We start from the raw sequence: 18,982 nt of genomic DNA, 5'->3' as shown, positions 1-18,982 counted from the left end.
TTTGAGGGGAAAAGATGACTATAAAATTAGCTGTCTTAGGCGACAGGACGAGTGCCGGGAAAATAATTTCTGCAACTGCCAACTATTTCAGTGAGGGAAAACAGGTGGCGCAAAATAATGATAAAGCCATCTGTACTGTATGCAAGGGAATATTCCCTATCCAGGCCACTGCCGTGGGTATCGTCAGTAATGGCATACTTCTGGTACAGGATCAGGACCGTGTTCTCTGTCAGTGTTCCGACCATAAAGTGATAGCAGGCTCTAATTTTTTCACTGGCTAAATAAGGATTCTTATTTTCAGGCTCAATTATAAAGGACATGAATATGGCATGCCAGGGGTTATGCACAACGAAAGGCCTGACGATATTGCCGGTACGTTATGCTGTTGTACCGGAGTATATTAATACCACTTTACCTGGATGGGCGAATGATTCGCATGTCACGGAGATAAAGCTCGCCAATAACGAAAAGTATACCCTCCGCGCGCTTCGTCAGGGTTATCTTTACGTTTTCTATGAAAAGGGAAAACAGGGCACCAATTACTGGCAGTGCTACAGCGTTGCGTCGGACGGTTCATTGTGGCTGCAGCAGGTGGTGTCTAATCCTGCCCCGGTGGATAAGGCGCTGTGTGAAACGGGCGAACATATTGCGCAAAACGTCGAGTTTATGAGTATTGAATCTCCGGATAAGTGCGGCAATGTGTGGTTTGCGTTCAGCCAGTATCCGTGGGAGCAGGAGACGCTCGACCGGTATCGCACCAGACCTGAGGATCGCATCGCGAGAATGCAGAAAGTGATGCCTTCGGTGGCGGGGGCTCAGCGCACAAAAACAGGAACCGATGTCACCGTATCAAGCCTGAATCAGGTGCTGGACTATCAGGTACCTTCTGTTTCAGGTCTGCTGCCCGGTCCGAATGATGTGAAAGTGGTAAATGTCAGCCGGGTATCATCACTCTGGGATCCAACAATGGATGACCCATGGCGGGTCAGCCATGATGTGGTGAAAATGCAGTCCAGCCTGTATCCGTGGGTGCAAAACCGCAGTGGCAGGGCAGCCGCGACGGTCACGGCCATGGAAAATCGAAGTGAGGGAATGACGCCGCTGCTGCTTCCACTCTGGGATCCGGTGGGGATTGTCCATGAGCTAAACGGCTGGAGCCAGGATGTGCTGGGGCGACAGGCGCAGTTTCTGCAGGAGCGTGAGCTTGAGTTCGCCACCAAAACAAACCTCGACGCCGTCAGAACGCTGCTGGAAGGTAATGCTGAGTCTCTTGAGGACGCGATGCGGGGCCGGAGAATTGATGGCCCCATGCTGACTGAAGAATATCTGGATTCACGGTTGCAGATCCTTGAGAAGCGCTATCAGAGTAAGCCTGATGTGCTGGCACAAATCAGGGCAGATGACAGGTTGGTCAGAAGCTGGCATGCACAAAACGTGACGGCATCATACCCGGAGAGCGTGCTGATGAGTCCACCCGAACCGCTGGCAGCTCACCAGCGGCGGGTGGCCGCGATACAGGCGCAGGTCGATGAGGAGCTGGCCTTAAATTTGCCTGAACCCTCACAGGATTTCAGTGGAGTCCGGGCACAGAGCTGGGCGCCCTATCAGAAAAAGCTCAACACAACCCGACAGGCGAACTTTGATACCTGCTACACGAGCCTGGTTGATGCGGTTAACGCCATCTTTCAGAAGCGTATCGTCAGCGTGGTGAACTGGCTCAGTGCACCGGTACTGCTGGCAACGCTGGATGATTTCCACTGTGAGGCGCAGCGGGCAGGGCTGTTCTACCAGTCAGCGGTGGGGATGGCCATGCACGGGATTAACAGCTGTCCGGCAGGGGCCGCAAAGATAGACGGCTGGTGGAATGAGTACAGCACTAAAAATCGCGGGAATCTGCTGTGGCGGCATGTGGCGGCCAATAACCCGCAGTTAATCAGTGAGCTGGAGCCCTATCTGTTGACGGTGAAAGCGAAAAAAAATGAAGACGTGACTTCGCTGACAGCGACCGCCATAACGACAACCCTGATGCAGCAGGTCAGCAATATGAAAAAGCTGGAGGGGTATTACCAGAAATCGATGAACACTGTCGTGAAGGGGCTGCGGGAAAATGCCAGCAAACTGGAAGTACAGCTCTTCAACACGGATGCGTTTATCGTCACGGTGGGAGACAGGGTAAGCCGCATTCTGCTGGTGGATAAGGCAGGCGAGAAGCTGGCGACTACGGCGTTCAGGCTGATATTTATGGTAAGGGCGGGAATACCTTCAGAAAAAGTTCACTCGGTAGTGAATGCGTATCTGAAAGATGCCCCGGCATTGCGCCAGACGGTGCTGGCAGGTATTCGCAGCAGCGGGCGCTTTATGGCGAACCAGAATGAAGTGACTGCGATTAAACAGACGATGAGCAGCAGGCTGGAGGAACATTTTGCAACAGAGAAAGGAAAAGGTGAATACCGACTGGCAGGGATAAACAGTCTGTTGCTGGTGCTGAACGCAATGGATTTTATCTACCTGTGCGGACAGGTCAGGGATGATAAGAAGCCATTAGCGAGCCTGATGGCCAGCGGGCTGGCGATGGTGAGCCAGGGGACGTCAGTTATTTTACCGGCAATAGAGAAAGGACTGGAAGCCCGTGAGCTTACGGTGTCGTGGGTCAAGGGGGTTGGGGCAGCAGCGTGTGGTGTTGCGTCTTTGGTTTCTGTGTATACAGATTGGCTTTCAATGAAAGCAGAGTTTCAGAATAATCGTTTATTCCTGATGGTTGTAATGGGGGGAAAAACATTTGTGGATGTCCTTACTGTCACAAAATCGGTCGGTCTTCTGCTGGAAGCAATGAGCCCAGTCGTAAAAAATATGGGCAAAAAGAAATTAGCCGCCAAAATGGCATCTGGTGCGGAATACATTTCTGAAAAACTCATAGAAAGATATTTTGGAATCAGAGTTCTGGCGATTTTAATGACCTGGGAGGCCATGGTGGCAATAACTTTGCTGCAGGTGGTTGTGACCTGGATATCGGACGATGAGCTCCAGGTGTGGTGTAAGAAATGTGTGTTTGGCACAGCACCCTTCAACCGCAGTGTGGCGGACCAGAATAAAGCCCTGGAAGCAGCAATAAAGGATATTTCATGAATACAGAAGAGCTGCATCAGATATGCTCCCGTTTTGTTGAGCCAGAAAAATTATCAGACCTGCGTACGAAGCGAGAGATTGAGGTGATGAACGGCAGACCGTGGACGCGTGAGCTCCCGCCGCCGCCGGTATTGCCGCCTTATGGACCTCTGGAGAAAATATCAGGGAAACTGGAATCTTTTCGCTATGAGAGATTCAGGGAGTATTTTGATGCAGATGCCTACCGGACCCACTCTGTGCCGGAGATAACTGACGGGCAGCGAGGTGCGGCTGCGGTTGCAGCGATTGTTGTAGGGAGTCCTGGGGTAGGTGCTGTAATGATGGCAGAAAGCGAATCATCGAATAATTCGGCGGAATATGTGCAGGGGATGATTAATGGTCAGCGATTTCGCGGCTGGGTAGGTGTAACCCGACTAAAAGTGGGAGATAACGTGGACATGATTGTTGAATGGCAGCATGACCATTATGAGGTCTATGCCATTGCGTTACCGGAAGAGCGTATAGTTTCAATATGTCCGAAATGTGATATGGGGCATATCGCGCATATGCTTTGGCGGATTAAAAACATGTTTATTCTCACGGGGATTTTTTTCTTCTCGGTGCTTTTTGCGGGACTTCTGAGTGAAGTGATTGAAGGCACCTGGAAAAGCCTTGAGTCATTTATCACCACATACTTTTGGTTGTATATTATAGCATTGTTGGGGGGAGGGGGGCTTTCAGGGTTAATTGCATTCTTTGCTTATAAGGCCTGCGCGCCAACACGCTGCAAACTGGCTGAGGAGATATTTCATTTGCTTGGGATGAGAGGTGTTTCAACGGTCAGCCTCAATAGAATAACAAAAGAACGTGAGCAACAACTGAAAAATAAAGGGGAGTGGTATGATCCGGATGATGAGAATAAACCCGCCTGCCCTAGTGCTGAATTCATTTATTCATCTGAGAGCTGGTTTTACTACTAAATCGGCAGTAAAGCAAGCTACTGCCACCAGTATTGTCAGTAATGGTATGTTTCTGGTGCGGAATTCATTTCAGAAAAGCTGGTAGAAAGATATTTTGAAGTCAGAGTTCTGGCGATTTTATTGACCTGGGAAGCCATGGTGGCAATAACTTTGTTGCAGGTGGTTGTGGCCTGGATTTCAGACGACGAGCTTCAGATATGGTGTAAGAAATGCGTATTTGGAACAGCACCCTTCAACCGCAGTGTGGCTGACCAGAATAAAGCCCTGGAAGAAGCAATAAAGGATATCTCATGAATTCCGTTGAAAATCAGCAGGTATGTTCGCGGTTTGTTGAGCCAGAGAAATTAGCAGACCTGCGTACAAAGCAGGAGATTGAGGTGATGAACGGCAGACCGTGGACGCGGGAGCTTCCCCCTCCGCCGGTATTACCGCCTTATGGCCCTCTGAAGAAAATATCAGGGAAACTGGAGTCTTTTCGCTATGAGAGATTCAGGGAGTATTTTGATGCAAATGCCTACCGGACCCACACTATGCCGGAGATAAATGACGGGCAGAGAGTTGCGGTTGCCGGTGCTGCGATAGTTACAGGAAGTCTTGGCGTCGGGGCTGTGATGATGGCTGAAAGTGAATCTTCAAATGATTCGGCGGAATATGTACAGGGGATGATTAATGGTCAGCCGTTTCGTGGTTGGGTGGGTGTCACCCGACTTCAGGCTAGCGATAATGTAGACATGGTTATTGAGTGGCAGCATGACCATTATGAGGTCTATGCCATTGCGTTACCGAAAGAGCGGATAGTCTCGATATGTCCGAAATGTGATATGGGGCATATTGCGCATATGCTTTGGCGGATTAAAAATATGATTATTTTAACAGCTATACTCATCTTTATGTTTGCATGTATTTGCCTTGTTAAATCCTCAAATGAGGTGGGCTGGGGACAGTTGAATTTTTGGAAAGAATATTTTGTTTTTCTCATGATGATGCTAGGGCTGGCTTTTCTTTTTACTGGAGCGATTGCTATTGCAGCTTATAAAACCTGTGCTCCTACACGTTGTAAGTTAGCGGAAGAAATTTTTCATTTACTTGGGATGGAAAGTATTGCAACAGTCAATCTCAATAAAATAACGAAACAGCGTGAGCAACATCTGAAAAGTAAAGAGGAGGGGGTGAACCAGGAGATAAAAGTAAACCTGCCTGTCCCAGTGGGAGGTTCATTTATTCCTCTGAGAATTGGTTATACTACTAAATAAATACGTACAGTGTTGTTACTTGTTAGAGATAGAGGATGGCAAGTTCTTTTTTGAACAGCTTTTGCGTATTCATTAATCAGTGTTAATGAATTGATCTGAATCTATGTCCAGAGAGACCTGAGTATGATCTGATATTCTCCACACAAAATAAGACGGAAATATCCTAATGAATGGCGAATATTTAATGAAACAGATAGCTATTATTCCTGATTGTCGCCAGTCATAGAAAGTTGTTCATGAATTATCGGGTGATTTTTTCTGACTTATACGCAGTTATCGCAGAAGATGAAGTCTAGGAGAATATCGTGGATTTTGGCCATATTCATCAGGATTTTCTGAAGTTGCACTATAAATTTGATAAAGAATTATTTTCAGAGATGAAATATAGCGGTAAATACATTATCGAAAAGCAAAGGGATTAAAGCTTGACTACGAAGAAATAAGCATCGTGCGGTAATTGGCAGAAATTACCTCGCGTCAGTTCTTTCGGGGGGCGGGGTTTTGTAATCTTTTTCTAGTATTTAATAAGTGGGTCTGAGTAACGGGTTTGTATATTCTGGTGAGGTTTGGTTTTACTCTTAAAGAACAATATTTCTGATGAACGAAAACGAAGTTATAAATCTTATTGACATAAATATAATTATTAAGAAGCTATGGTGGATATTTTTAATATTAGTCTAGTGGGGTTGATTATGAGTAGTGACTTTTTTCACAATGTAAAAGATAAGATCACCAATGCTGCTTTTGGAAAAAATGGTCAATGCTTTCTTTTGATAGATTCATCTTTAAAACAGTATCAGCCAGATAATTTTTTGCACGATGTCCTTAAGAACTACAAATATTATTCTGTTGCATTTCATCAGGGCGAACTTCAGGACGCTTTACCACTTTCCCTTTTTCCGCTTCAAACGATAAATGAAAGGGATGAGGAATTATTTAATGACAGTATTTATCATTCATTAAATGAACTGAAAAACGAGATGCTTGATTCAGGACAAGGGCGTAGCGTTTGTGCATGGATCTCGACCGAATTAACAGGTGAGCAGTTGGCTGAACAAATCGCTTTAACTGCCGTGCAGTCGATTAAATCAGTTGGTGATATATTACTTCGCTATTTTGATCCATCAGTATTGTGTCCATTGATGCCTGTTTTGGATAATTGGCAAAAGCAGCAATTGTTAAGCAATATTAACACATGGTCTTACCTTGATGGATATGGTGTCGCTCAAATAGTGAATGGGGATTGCGCATGTAAAAGAAAATTAAATTACTCACTTGGATTAACAGAGTTAAATTTAGAACAAATGAATAGAATATCGATTGTTAATACTATTTTGCGTGCATATCGAAAAATGAATGTTGTCGATAGGCTCAGTGAGCGCGAGGCAGTGAAATTATTGCACCCTGCCTTGGGGTATTTTCATTCATTCTTCTCTCCATCTGATAATGATATTATTGAATTTGGACTTGATGTGCTACTCAGGCAGAGACTATTCTATCTGGATGGATCGTTTGATAAATATCAGCTTAATAATCGTAGTAAAAAACCACTGTCATACTCAGATGCTAAAGCCAGGATTGGCAGTCAAGATTGTTGAAAGCTATTTTTAGTTTAAGGAAAGTGTGCTATTTACAGTGGTGGAGAGAGATATGAGTTGGCCGGTACAGATTATTCCTCCTGGCGAAAAGGTTCCCGAAATAAAATGGATGAAGTGGTTTTTTTCTTTTTTATGTGGTTTAGCGTTTGCAGGGGTTAGTTGGGGAGGGGCTAAAATCATTGCTCCTGCTGAAGAAAGTGAGTTATCGGAATTATTTATTTTTTTGTTTTTCTTATGGTTGTGTGTCTATTCTATTATTCTTTTCGTTAGAATTTATTACTATGGTGTATGTTTGTCCGCATTCGAAGCTAAAAAGCGCGAGGCGGAATTGTTCAAAGAAACTTGGATTGAATGGGCTAGTAAAAAAATCAATATTCCCATCTGTAATTTATTTCTCCCTTCTGTAATATCAAAAATAGATATAACAGCATCTCATTTTATTGAAATATACAGCGAGCAAAAATTGAAATTACGAGAGCATAATGAGGAAGTGTACACTGAAGAACAACTAATCTATGAGTTGTTGGCATCTGTCAGGTCAACCTTGAACAGTCTAAGAAAATCATGTGTGTTCAATGTTATATTCACCTATGGTAGTAGTAATATTACCTTTGCCACCTTTAAAGAATGCTGGGCTGCAATCGGTTTTCCTGATGATTGCTTAGATAATTATTATTATTGGGACGGTACCTTAGAGCAAAAATTTGATATGTTATCCAATATAGAAGCTAAGCGAGTGTTAATAATAATATCTGCAAATATTGAAAGCATTGAGGGGTATTACACTGATGCAACGGAATTCGCCTCTATATTGCTGGTAACTAATCCAGATCAATTACTAAGTAATGAAAATACTGGTGTCGCTTTGCGAACGATGGCATGTAGTAAAACCTCGGCTAAGCAAGAATTTATTCACATGGTAACTTATCAGCCAGACGTTCTCAAAACGTCAAAAGTTCTTTTTAGTAACATGAGTGTGAATGATGTGCAGAATGTTTCAGATGTATTAAGAACTACATGTTTATCTATAAATGTTGGATGGGAGTATGAGGCACAGCATTTAGATTTGAAGCTGGGTAAGTTAGATGATTATCATTTTTGGTTGGTGTTTGCTCTGGCTTTTTTCATATCCGAAAAAAATAATGAGCCTATTTTGATGGTCGCCTGTATTGGTGATGAATATGTTTTTAATGTCATTAAACCGTTTGATAATAGCAAGGAGCATTAAATTGAGTACGCCAGCAAAATGGAGAGTCACTGGCCTTGTCTTCTGTTTCATTATCTTTGGTGTGCTGACTTTTATAGGGTGTTACTACTATGGGGATATCTTTGGGTGGGTATCCTCTAAAGAAAAAATGAGTCTTTGGTTCTTATTCATGTTTTTATTTTCCGTATTCCTAATGTTGATGAACTTCGGTGTGTGGTTCTCTCAAAGAGAATACCGCTTTCAGCCTATCAGGGACGGAAAGTCCGTCACAGCTAACTTTCGTAATAAGTATAAAAACTTCAATAAAAGGGATCCTGTAGAAGCACACTTACGCCGACTCTATAGCTTTTTCTGGCGCCGCAAAACCCGTCTGCTGTTAATCACCGGCGATGAAGCCGCGATTGAGCAGCTGGTTCCCGGCCTGCAACAGAAGCAGTGGCTTGAAGGTAACCGCACCGTGCTGATTTACGGCGGGAGCCTTGCATCGGAGCCTGACCACGAAAAATACGCCGCGCTGCGCAAACTGCGCCGCGGACGCCCGCTGGACGGTATTGTCCGTGTCATACCTCAGTCACTTAACCTGACCCCACAAATCAGCGACAACGATTTATGCGGCCTGGAAAAAATCAGCGAACTGCTGCGCTATTCCGCTCCGGTCTGGCTGTGGCAGTTGTGTGACAGCAACTGGTCGCAGACAAAACGCACTGAGCAGGCGGTAGGGGCAAGCTTCCCGCTGCGTGCCAAAGCTGATGATATTACCCGTCAGCTTAAGCGGATGCTGCCGGCCCTGCGGACGCAGGGGATGAATCAGGTCGCGGAAAACAACGGCCACGACTTCCTGCTGCGTTTGGGTCAGTATCTCCAGGACGGCGGTATCGTCCGCTGGGCTCAGCAACTGGTGCCATGGCTCTCCGACGCTCAGCAACGCGTTCCTCTGCGGGGGCTGATGTTCAGCCTGCCGGAGAAGGAAACTGCCGGTACGTCAGTGAGCACCGCCGACGCTGAACAGTATATCCCGGGATCACAGCACCATGCCCTGACCCTGCCGGCAACCTGGCAAGGTATCGTTGACGACTGCACCCGTGTGCGTGGCCGCCGTGTCGGTATGGCGTGGGAGAGGACGCTTGCCTGGACACTGATGACCATCATCGGTGTCTGGGGGGCGGGTACGCTGCTGTCGTTTGCGGTTAATCGGTCAGAGATAGTCTCTGTTGCTGAGCAGGCTCATGCCCTTGTGGAGCATCCTTCCGTATCGGACGACCAGCTGACGGCCCTGCACGAACTGCGTAACGACGCTGGTCGCCTGCAGCACCGTATTCAGGATGGCGCGCCCTGGTATCAGCGCCTTGGTCTGGACCATAATCAGCAGCTGCTCGACGCGATGCTGCCCTGGTACGGCGTGGCGAATAACCGCCTGATACGCGACCCGGCAAATGAGGTGCTTAAGCAGAAGCTCAGCGCGCTGGCAAATTCTGCCCCCAACAGCGACCAGCGGGCACAGCTGGCCAAACCGGGCTATGACCAGCTGAAAGCCTGGCTGATGATGGCCCGTCCGGATAAAGCCGATGGCGCATTCTACGCACAGACCCTGAAAAGCGTGCAGCCCACGCGGAAGGGTATTTCCACCGGCCTGTGGCAAAGCCTGTCACCGGATTTGTTGGCTTTCTATATATCTGAACTACCAGCGCAACCACAGTGGAAAATCACGCCGGATGCGCAGCTGGTCAGCCAGAGCCGCCAGGTGCTGCTGCAGCAGATAGGACGGCGCAACGCGGAAACCACGCTGTATGAGAACATGCTCAAATCTGTTCGTCGCAACTTCGCCGATGTGTCTCTGGATGACATGACCGGCGGTACCGATGCGCGCAGGCTTTTCATCACTGAGGAGGTGGTGCCGGGCATGTTTACCCGACAGGCCTGGGAGGGGGGGATTCAGCAGGCTATCGAAAAGGCTGCAAATTCACGCCGGGATGAAATCGACTGGGTACTGAGTGACAGCCGGAAAGCCGTCTCCTCAGACCTGTCGCCGGAAGCCCTGAAAGCGCGTCTGACCCAACGCTACTTCACTGACTTTGCCGGCAGTTGGCTGAGCTTCCTCAACAGCCTGCAGCTTAATCCGGCTAACAACATTGCGGATGTCACCGACCAGTTGACGCTGATGAGTGATGTCCGCCAGTCACCGCTGATTGCCCTAATGAATACCGTCGCCTGGCAGGGACAGACTGGCCAGAGGAGTGAAGCCCTTTCGGACTCCATCATCAAATCAGCTAAAGACCTCGTAGGCGGGCAGGACAAACCGGCAATTGACCAGTCAGCGTCAGGCCCGCAGGGGCCGCTGGATGATACCTTTGGTCCGCTGCTTCAGCTTCTGGGTAAAAACAAGGGCAGCAACGTGATGTCGGCTGATAACTCCCTGAGCCTGCAGACCTACCTGACCCGTATCACCCGCGTGCGCCTGCGCCTGCAACAGGTGGCCAGCGCCTCCGATCCGCAGGAGATGATGCAGACCCTGGCGCAAACCGTGTTCCAGGGTAAAAGCGTGGACCTGACCGACACCCGGCAATACGGTAGCTTGATTTCAGCAAGCCTCGGTGAGGAGTGGAGTGGTTTTGGCAGCACGATGTTTGTGCAGCCGCTGACCCAGGCCTGGGAGACCGTGCTTCAACCATCGGCGGCGAGCCTCAACGACAAGTGGAGCCGCTCCTTGGTGGCGAACTGGCACACGGCGTTTGACGGACGTTTCCCGTTTGCCGCGAGTAAAAGTGATGCCTCCCTGCCGATGTTGGCTGAATTTGTGCGTAAGGACAGCGGACGTATAGAGCGCTTCCTGACGACGGAGCTCGGTGGTGTACTGCACAAGGAGGGCAGCCAGTGGGTACCGGATAAGGTCAATAGCCAGGGGCTTAGCTTTAACCCGGCCTTCCTGCGGGCGATAAACCAGCTGAGCCAGCTGTCGGACATTCTGTTCACCGACGGCAGTCAGGGCATTACCTTTGAGCTGCAGGCGCGTCCGGTACCGCAGGTGGTGGAAACGCAGCTGACCATTGATGGACAAAAGCTGCACTACTTCAACCAGATGGCTGACTGGCAGTCCTTACGCTGGCCGGGAGACACGTACAAGCCGGGAACCATGCTGACCTGGACCACAGTTAACGCCGGTGCGCGCCTGTTCGGGGATTACAGCGGGACCTGGGGCTTTATTCGCTGGCTGGAGCAGGGCAAGCGTGTGCAGCTTGACCGCAGTCAGTGGATGATGAGTTTTACCGCGCCGGATGGCCGTACCCTGCAGTGGGTGCTGCGTTCACAGTTGGGCAGCGGGCCGCTGGCGTTGCTGGCACTGAGTGACTTCACGCTGCCGGATCAGATCTTCAGCGTCGACAGTGCGGCCACGTCGCAGGCGCTGATGACCAGTACGGAAGACATTGATATGGACGGAACCGAATAATGGACGCTTTACAGAATCTGGTTGCTGCCTGTCAGGCGGATGAAACCCTGCTGCGACAGCAGGCGCAGACACGTACGGAACGCTGGCAGCGCTGGCTTGCTCCGGTCAGCTTGACCTGTCCGACGGGAGAAGACCCGAGATATGACGATGATTTCCAGCGCATTCGCGAAGAAGTTAATAAGCTTTCCGGCATTGATACCGGGCTGATATGCACGCTTGCTGAAAAGCTGCTGACCATTACCACCAAAGATATCCGGGTTGCCACTTATTACTGCTGGGCGCGCCTGCACCAGGACGGCGAAACCGGCTTTGCCGAAGGACTTGAGCTGCTGGCGGGATTGCTACAGCGCTATGGCGCTCAACTTCATCCGCAGCGTGAGCGAAGCTGTAAACCGGCGCTGGAGTGGCTCGCAGGCTCCCGTGTGCTCGACAGTCTGTCTCTCTGGCCGGAAGTGGTACGCGAGGATGCACAGCGTACAGCCGGTGCGCTGCTGCTCATCCGCGACAGTCTGGGGACCGGGCCGGAAGCGTCACCGCCGGAGCTGAATGCCCTGTACAGTGCTCTGGAGTCCCGCCTGATGAAAGCCGGTGGCGTGGATGCGGTTGTACCGCAGAACGCCAGCAGTCAGACACGCATGCGGCCGGCACCCCACGCGACAGAACAGGATGCACCGGTGCTGAGCCGCATTACCTCCGGTCAGGATTTACTCGCCCAGGCCCGAACCCTGACGGACTACCTGCGTCAACAACCTGATGGCTGGCTTGCGGCGCACCGGCTGATGAAAAGCCTGCGTCATGACACGCTGAGTGCGATCCCGGCACCGGATGGCGAAGGGAAAACGCGCATCGCACCGCCGAGGGCTGACGAGCGGGCGTTGCTCAAGCGGCTGTACCTGCAGCAGAGCTGGCTGGAGTTACTGGAGGAGGCGGACAGCACCTTCTCGCGTGGCGCCAGTCACCTCTGGCTGGATTTGCAGTGGTATATCCATCAGGCCCTGGTGAAGTCGGGACAGGATGTGCTGGCCGAAATCATCACCGCCGATCTGAAAGGGCTGCTGCGCCGCCTCACCGGGCTTGAAACCCTAGCCTTTAATGACGGGACGCCGTTTGCCGATGAGGTTACGCTGAACTGGATAAACCAGAGCGTGCTGGACGATATGGCCGGCTGGCACGATGAACCGCCAAGAACAGTCAGTGAGACGGACAACGATATTCTGGCCCTCGAGCCGGAAGCGCTGGAGAAAGCTGACACGGACGGTCTGGATGCCACACTCCACTGGCTGCAGACCCGTCCGGACACCGACGCTACAAAAGACAAATGGTTGCTGCGCCTGCTGATGGCCCGCGTGGCCGAGCAGAAAGGTAAGAATGATCTGGCGCTGCATCTGCTGGGTGAACTCGATGGTGCAGCACAGACAATCACCCTGCTGCAGTGGACACCGGCGCTGTTGTTTGAAGTGAAATCGCGCCGCCTCAGACTGCTGCGCATGAAAGCCGCACGCAGTGAAACCGAAAAGTCACGGCTTCAGCCGGAGATGGACCAGCTACTGGCCGGTCTGATTGCACTTGACCCGGCTGGCAGCGCAGTGCTTTGCGGGTAACAACACCTGGCATACCTTTAAAACACATATATTCAGGTTTTTATGGACGATTTAACCCTGCGTTATTTTGACGCTGAAATGCGCTACCTGCTTGAAGCCGGCGAAGAATTTGCCCGCGCTCACCCTGAGCAGGCGGCAATGCTCAATCTCGATAAAGCGGGCGCGCGCGACCCGTACGTGGAACGCCTGTTCGAGGGCTTTGCCTTCCTCATGGGACGCCTGCGCGAGAAGCTCGATGACGACCTGCCGGAACTGACCGAAGGGCTGGTCAGCCTGTTATGGCCGCATTACCTGCGCACCATTCCCTCGATGTCGGTGGTGGAGTTCACCCCCGACTGGCGTGAGATGAAAGAACCGATGCGTGTTGACAAAGGCTTCGAGGTGAACTCGCGGCCGATTGGTGAAAAAGGCACGCGTTGTCGCTACACCACAACTAAAGAAATAAACCTCCAGCCTCTGGCGCTGGAGCATGCCCGCCTGTCGACTGATCCGGACGGGCGTTCGGTCATCAGCCTGCGTTTTAACTGCAGCCGTCTTGCTGACTGGAGCCGTGTCGACCTCAGTCAGATCCCGTTCTACTTCAACGCTGACGCACCGCTGGCCTGCGCCATGCATGAAGCCTTTACCATGAATACTGCGCGCCTGTGGCTGCGGAAGCCAGGTGATACAGATCGAAGACCGATTGACGGGTATTTCACCGCACTGGGATTTGGCGATGACGACGACCTGTGGCCGAGAGGCGGCAGCAGTTTCAGCGGCTATCAACTGCTGCTGGAGTACTTCACCTTCCGTGAGAAATTTATGTTCACCGGCCTGCGCGGGCTGGAGAGCATGGTCTTCCCGGCTGAACTCCCCTGGTTTGAAATCGACGTGGTGCTGGCAGAGCGCTGGGAGCATGACTTCAGCTTTACCGAAAAGCATCTCCGGCTGAACTGCGTGCCAGTGATTAACCTGTTCCCACTGGAATCTGACCCGCTGACGCTTAATTCCCTGCAGACCGAATACATGCTGCGTCCGATGCGCGTGCAGGATGGCCATACCGAGATTTACGCTGTGGACTCGGTGATGTCCTCAAATCAGCATACGTACGTGCCATTTTCAAGCTTCCGCCATAAAGGCGGCATGATGCGCCATGAAGCCCCGGAATATTACTACCACACCCGCGTGCGCCGTGGTCCGTCGGGGCTGCATGACACCTGGCTTATTCTTGGCGGCGAAGCGTTTGATAACCACACGATGCCGGAAGATGAAAGCCTGTCGTTGACGCTCACTGGCACCAATGGCCAATTACCACGCCGTGCATTGCAGAGCACCGTGCTTGATACAGTGATGAAAACCACCTCGGCCAGCATCGCGGTGCGTAACCTGTGTGCGCCGACGCTACCGTGCTATCCGCCCGCACAGGACCGTTTTCACTGGCGCGTACTGAGCCATCTTGGCAGCGGATTCCTGTCAATGATGGATAGCGCCGACGTGCTGCGCGGCACCCTGGCGCTGTACGAGTGGACCGACAACGAGATGAACCGCCGTCGCCTGGAAGCCATCATTGACGTAAAGCACTGTGAGACCGAACGCTTTGAGCAGGGCTACCTGGTGCGCGGTGTGCAGATTGAGGTGACGCTCGACAGCCATGGCTTTGCCGGGCGCGGCGACATCTGCCTGTTTGGTGAGATGCTGAGTCGTTTCTTTGCGCTCTACACCGACATTTATCTGTTTAACCGCCTGATTATCATCCTGCAACCGACCGGAGAGCGCCTGGAATGGGAAGAGAAGCACAACCGCCGTATTCCCGGCTGACCCCGCGGCTGGAGGCTGACCTTAACCGGATAAACTTTTACCGCTTCTGCCAGTTGCTGGAGAAACTGAATCCGGACCGGCCGCTGATGGGCTCAACCAGTCATCCTGGTGACGACCCGGTGCGCTTTGCGCCGCACCCCGGGATGGGCTTTCCGGCAAGCGAACTAAAAGCCGTTGAGTATGACGAAGAGGATGACAGTAAACCACCGCTCATCCGCGCCACGTTTATGGGGATGTACGGCGTGGATTCACCACTGCCAACCGCCTATCTTGACGACATCACCCAGCGCCGGGAAGGGCATGACGCGCTGCAGGGCTTTCTGGATATCTTCAGCCACCGCATCCTGACGCAGTTCTATCGTATCTGGCGAAAATACTCTTACCCGGCCACGTTTGAGCCTGGCGGGACCGACAGCATTTCGCAGTCTCTGCTGGGCCTGGTGGGGCTGGGTATTCCCGGTACCGCGAACCACATTGCCACACCGGTGTCCCGCTTTCTGGCGCTGCTGGGTGTGCTGCAGCAACCGGGGAAAACCCAGGAAGGGATGCAGGCCCTGGTGAGCCTGCTGGCGCGGGATACCACCGTGAAGGTCAGCCCGTACTGCCTGCGTCCGGTAGAAGTCAGTCAGCCACTGGGTTTTTACGGTGATGACGATTTTCTGCTGGACGGCAACACGCCGCTGGGCGATGAAGCGATGGATGCCAGCAGTCAGTTGCTGATTGCCCTGTCCACCGATAACGAACAAGAGGCTCAGGGCTGGAAACCGGATGGTCTGCTGTATCAGGATTTCCTGGTCATGCTGCGGGTATATCTCGGCTGGCGCTTTAAAGCAAAGCTCACCCTAACCACCCGGACCTGGCTACTGGCTGCTCCGCCGCTCGGCGAAGGCCCTTTCTGGCTCGGGATGAATGGCGTGCTGGGGGCTGATGAGGGGGAACCTGCGGATGATATCCCACAGACCTTTACGACGGAACTGGGCTATTACACTGGCCTGCAGCCAGCAATGCCACAACAAGGAAACCGACGTGTTACGTACAAATTTAACTAAAACCGCGCGCTGGCTGTTACCACTGCTGGCATTCAGCCTGGAAGGCTGTGGGGTGACACAAAGCATCACAGACAGCACAAAATCGGCCTTTAACACCGTATTCTACAAAAAGACTAAGGTGCTACATCTGGATTTCACGGCGCGTAAGGCGCTGAACACCGACGCTCGCGAAAATAACTCGCTATCTGAACCTGTCGTGATTCGGGTTTACCAGCTAAAAGACCGCAAAACCTTTGATAAGACGGTTTACCAGCAACTGCTTCAGGATGATGCAAGCATTCTGAAAGACGACATGCTGACCAGCCGTAATGTCGTGGTGAAGCCGGACGGTGACGCTAGCCTTGATATGCCGATGGAAGAAGAGGCGCAGTTTGTCGCGGTAGTGGGATTTTTCCGCCATCCGGACATGACCAACGACACATGGAGGCAGGTTATCAAGCGCAGCGATCTGGATCCAGATAATCCGCGCATTTTGGAAGCTGGCGAGAACCACCTGACGCTGCAATCGCTTAAGGACGAGTGATGCCCCAGAGACATAACACACCTTCGCTGTATGAAATGTTAACCAGAAATTTTACCGGTGGTCTCGAGCTTAATCAGGTCAGTGAGCAGAACCAGGTTATTCTGTCCGTACTCGACAATATGCAGCGTGTTCTAAACTGTCGCGCCGGCACGCTGGCACATCTGCCTGATTACGGGCTGCCCGATATGACGAAAATCCTGCAGGGCATGCCGGGTACCTCCCATGAGCTCATGGGCACATTGTCTGCCGTCCTGCTCAAGTATGAGCCACGCCTGAAAAAGATAGACGTTGTACTGCTGGAGCAGAACGTGCCCGGCGAGTTGCGCTATGCCATTGACGCCGAACTCAAAGGCATCGGCCTGGTACGGTACGGCACCGAGTTTATGCCCGAAGGGCGCGTGCTCATTCGCCACCTCAAACAGCAGCAGTATCTGGATGCCCGCTCCGCAATCTAGTTTTTATTTTGGCTGAAACCAACATGACAACATACCCTGAACGTCACCTTAACACTGGCGGTGACCCGCGCACGCTTGCCGATTATGTATCCCTGCGCGATGAAATGAGTAAGCTGATGCATCCGGCACGTCCGGACGTAAACTGGCCGCACGCGGAAACGCTCTGCCTTTCGCTGTTTGAGCACAACGGGGTGGAACTGCAAACCACTGCCTGGTATACGCTCGCGCGCACGCATTTGTCCGGTTTATACGGCATGAATGAAGGACTGGCGATTCTGGATGCGCTCCTCTCACGTCAGTGGGGGAACATGTGGCCTCAGCCGGTGCATGCCCGGATGGAAATTATCAGTTCCCTCAGTAAGCGGTTACAGCAGGTGATGCGTACCCTGACGCTGAGCTATGCCGACCTCAGCCACCTGTACCAGGCAGAGGCTTATTTGAATGCGCTGGGTGAGGTATTACAGCGTTTGGAATTAAAGCATACCAGCCAGCTTGATGACCTGCGCATACTGATCCATAACGCAGCGGTCCGGCTGGAAAACAGTGAAAACGCTGGCGTGAGCCTCTCAGGTGAGGCCGTGTCCCTTGCGCAGGCAGATCGAGTGAAGCGGGTGTTTGTTATTGAACCTGACCCTCAGCCGCATGTGCAAATGGAGACGGAATCTCCAGCGCCCGTAAAACCCTGGAAGCCGTTTATTGCCGGAATGCTGAGCATGCTGGTACTGTCCGGCACGACAGTCCTGGGATGGCAGATAATACATAAGCCTGACCCAGCGCAGATGCAGTTTGCGGCAACGCTTGCCCCGTTACCCACAGCGCTTTCGGATGAACAAATCCGGTTTTTCCGTCAATCCTCTCCTTCGCCTGATACGGGCATCAGGCAGACACAGCAGCAGCTCACGCGGCTTGTGCAGTTAAAGCCGGACTGGGCCATCAGTTATGGTGATGAACTTCTGAAGCAGGCGCTGATGCTGTGGCCTGAACAGGCGAAACCGCTGGTGCAGCAGTGGCAGCAACAGATCACGCTCGGGGCTCTTGCTGAGGACAATCTTAATGGTTGGCATCAGGGAATGACGCAGCTAGAGCAGCTGGCGAAGCGGCTGAATGCCCTTGATGAACAGAAGGGGAAGTACATGACGGTCAGCGAGCTGAAATCGGCCGTGTTTGCCATGTCGCAGTCGTTCAACAGCGCTGTGCCGGTCGAGGAGCAGCTGCGTCAGCTGTCCGTGTTACCGCAAAATCAGTCCTGGCCTGCAGCGCTGCATAGCCAGACGGAACAGCATCTTCAACAGCTGATTACCCGCTATGCAATGCTGAAACAAAAAACGGCGGAATGAGCCGATTATCGGTAAAGAAAGTGAGGGAGCGGTTGAGAAAAAAAGATAATGGCCGGTCAGCGTATCACACGCTGAATCTGGCTCAACAGCGTGTGAAATGTTAACAGGGACGACAACGTGTCAGCCAGAGACCGGTTTTTCAAAAAAGTACAGCAGAAAAATGACAGTATCCCGCTCGATCACGAATCAGCGGAGGGTGAAATCAGTGCATTCCGTCAGCGGATGGATGCGCTGGCACAACAGATTTGTGTGTGGTTTGAGGGAAGTGGAATTGAGGTCATTGTGTCGACAAAGCATATTCATGACCTGAGTACTCTTGGTTACAGCCTTAGCAGCGGCATATGCCGGTATGACATCACCACCCTCCGGCTGGTGAACGGAGATCGCAGCGTTAGTATTATGCCGGAGCAACTCTGTCGTAGCGCGGAGAGGGGCTGTGTGACAATGCGGGTTGATGCGCCCGGCATCAACCAGGTGTTTTGCCTGAGCATGGCACCGGAGGAAGGCTGGTTTATCCGGCGTGAACAGCAGGGCGTAAAAGAGAATGCCATTATGACGGAAAATCATTTTTTCCTGGCAGTGGACTGTCTGGCCTGAATATTCCAGCGGGGTACCCGGCACATTGAGCACTG

At 51.6% G+C, this 18,982-nt stretch carries 13 protein-coding genes and 1 pseudogene; all 14 read left to right on the top strand.

The annotated features are described in order from the left end of the window. Positions 1-14: 14 nt before the first annotated feature. Positions 15-281 (top strand): PAAR domain-containing protein, encoded by a 267-nt coding sequence (locus ACTJJA_RS07680; protein WP_440667225.1) that lies wholly within the window; start codon positions 15-17, stop codon positions 279-281. Between the two features lie 37 nt (positions 282-318). Further along, positions 319-3,126: a T6SS effector BTH_I2691 family protein gene (locus tag ACTJJA_RS07675; protein ID WP_440667223.1), complete on the top strand. Its 2,808-nt coding sequence runs from the start codon at positions 319-321 to the stop codon at positions 3,124-3,126. Then, entirely contained in the window at positions 3,123-4,085 is a 963-nt protein-coding gene (locus ACTJJA_RS07670; RefSeq protein WP_440667221.1) for a putative type VI secretion system effector, read from the top strand. The genes ACTJJA_RS07675 and ACTJJA_RS07670 overlap by 4 nt, the downstream gene beginning before the upstream one ends. Before the next feature lie 290 nt (positions 4,086-4,375). Beyond that, on the top strand, positions 4,376-5,338 hold the full coding sequence (locus tag ACTJJA_RS07665) for a putative type VI secretion system effector (RefSeq protein ID WP_440667219.1): 963 nt from the start codon (positions 4,376-4,378) through the stop codon (positions 5,336-5,338). Positions 5,339-6,030: 692 nt separating this feature from the next. Then, on the top strand, positions 6,031-6,936 hold the full coding sequence (locus tag ACTJJA_RS07660; RefSeq protein WP_440667217.1) for a hypothetical protein: 906 nt from the start codon (positions 6,031-6,033) through the stop codon (positions 6,934-6,936). 52 nt (positions 6,937-6,988) lie between these two features. Beyond that, a complete protein-coding gene (locus ACTJJA_RS07655) occupies positions 6,989-8,164 on the top strand; it encodes a hypothetical protein (protein WP_440667215.1) in 1,176 nt (391 codons plus the stop codon). 301 nt (positions 8,165-8,465) lie between these two features. Next, positions 8,466-11,588, top strand: a pseudogene (locus tag ACTJJA_RS07650) (ImcF-related family protein); the annotation flags it as partial. Next, the gene (tssA, locus tag ACTJJA_RS07645; RefSeq protein ID WP_440667212.1) at positions 11,588-13,189 is read left to right on the top strand and encodes a type VI secretion system protein TssA; all 1,602 of its coding nucleotides are present in this window, start codon (positions 11,588-11,590) and stop codon (positions 13,187-13,189) included. The pseudogene ACTJJA_RS07650 and the gene tssA, both read left to right, overlap by 1 nt. Positions 13,190-13,231: 42 nt before the next feature. After that, on the top strand, positions 13,232-14,986 hold the full coding sequence (tssF, locus tag ACTJJA_RS07640) for a type VI secretion system baseplate subunit TssF (protein WP_440667210.1): 1,755 nt from the start codon (positions 13,232-13,234) through the stop codon (positions 14,984-14,986). After that, complete coding sequence (tssG, locus tag ACTJJA_RS07635) at positions 14,950-16,035, top strand: type VI secretion system baseplate subunit TssG (RefSeq protein WP_440667208.1); 1,086 nt, start codon at positions 14,950-14,952, stop codon at positions 16,033-16,035. Before tssF ends, tssG begins: the two co-directional genes overlap by 37 nt. Next, on the top strand, positions 16,013-16,558 hold the full coding sequence (gene tssJ, locus ACTJJA_RS07630; RefSeq protein WP_440667206.1) for a type VI secretion system lipoprotein TssJ: 546 nt from the start codon (positions 16,013-16,015) through the stop codon (positions 16,556-16,558). The genes tssG and tssJ overlap by 23 nt, the downstream gene beginning before the upstream one ends. Next, complete coding sequence (gene tssE / locus ACTJJA_RS07625) at positions 16,558-17,013, top strand: type VI secretion system baseplate subunit TssE (RefSeq protein ID WP_440667204.1); 456 nt, start codon at positions 16,558-16,560, stop codon at positions 17,011-17,013. Before tssJ ends, tssE begins: the two co-directional genes overlap by 1 nt. Positions 17,014-17,036: 23 nt before the next feature. Next, a complete protein-coding gene (locus ACTJJA_RS07620) occupies positions 17,037-18,350 on the top strand; it encodes a VasL domain-containing protein (protein WP_440667202.1) in 1,314 nt (437 codons plus the stop codon). A gap of 117 nt (positions 18,351-18,467) precedes the next feature. Further along, positions 18,468-18,947 (top strand): hypothetical protein, encoded by a 480-nt coding sequence (locus ACTJJA_RS07615; RefSeq protein ID WP_440667200.1) that lies wholly within the window; start codon positions 18,468-18,470, stop codon positions 18,945-18,947. The last annotated feature ends 35 nt before the right edge of the window (positions 18,948-18,982 follow it).

It is taken from the genome of Enterobacter sp. 22452 (genome assembly GCF_052045065.1).
Lineage (GTDB): Bacteria > Pseudomonadota > Gammaproteobacteria > Enterobacterales > Enterobacteriaceae > Enterobacter > Enterobacter mori.
This window is presented reverse-complemented; position numbering and strand designations above follow the sequence as displayed.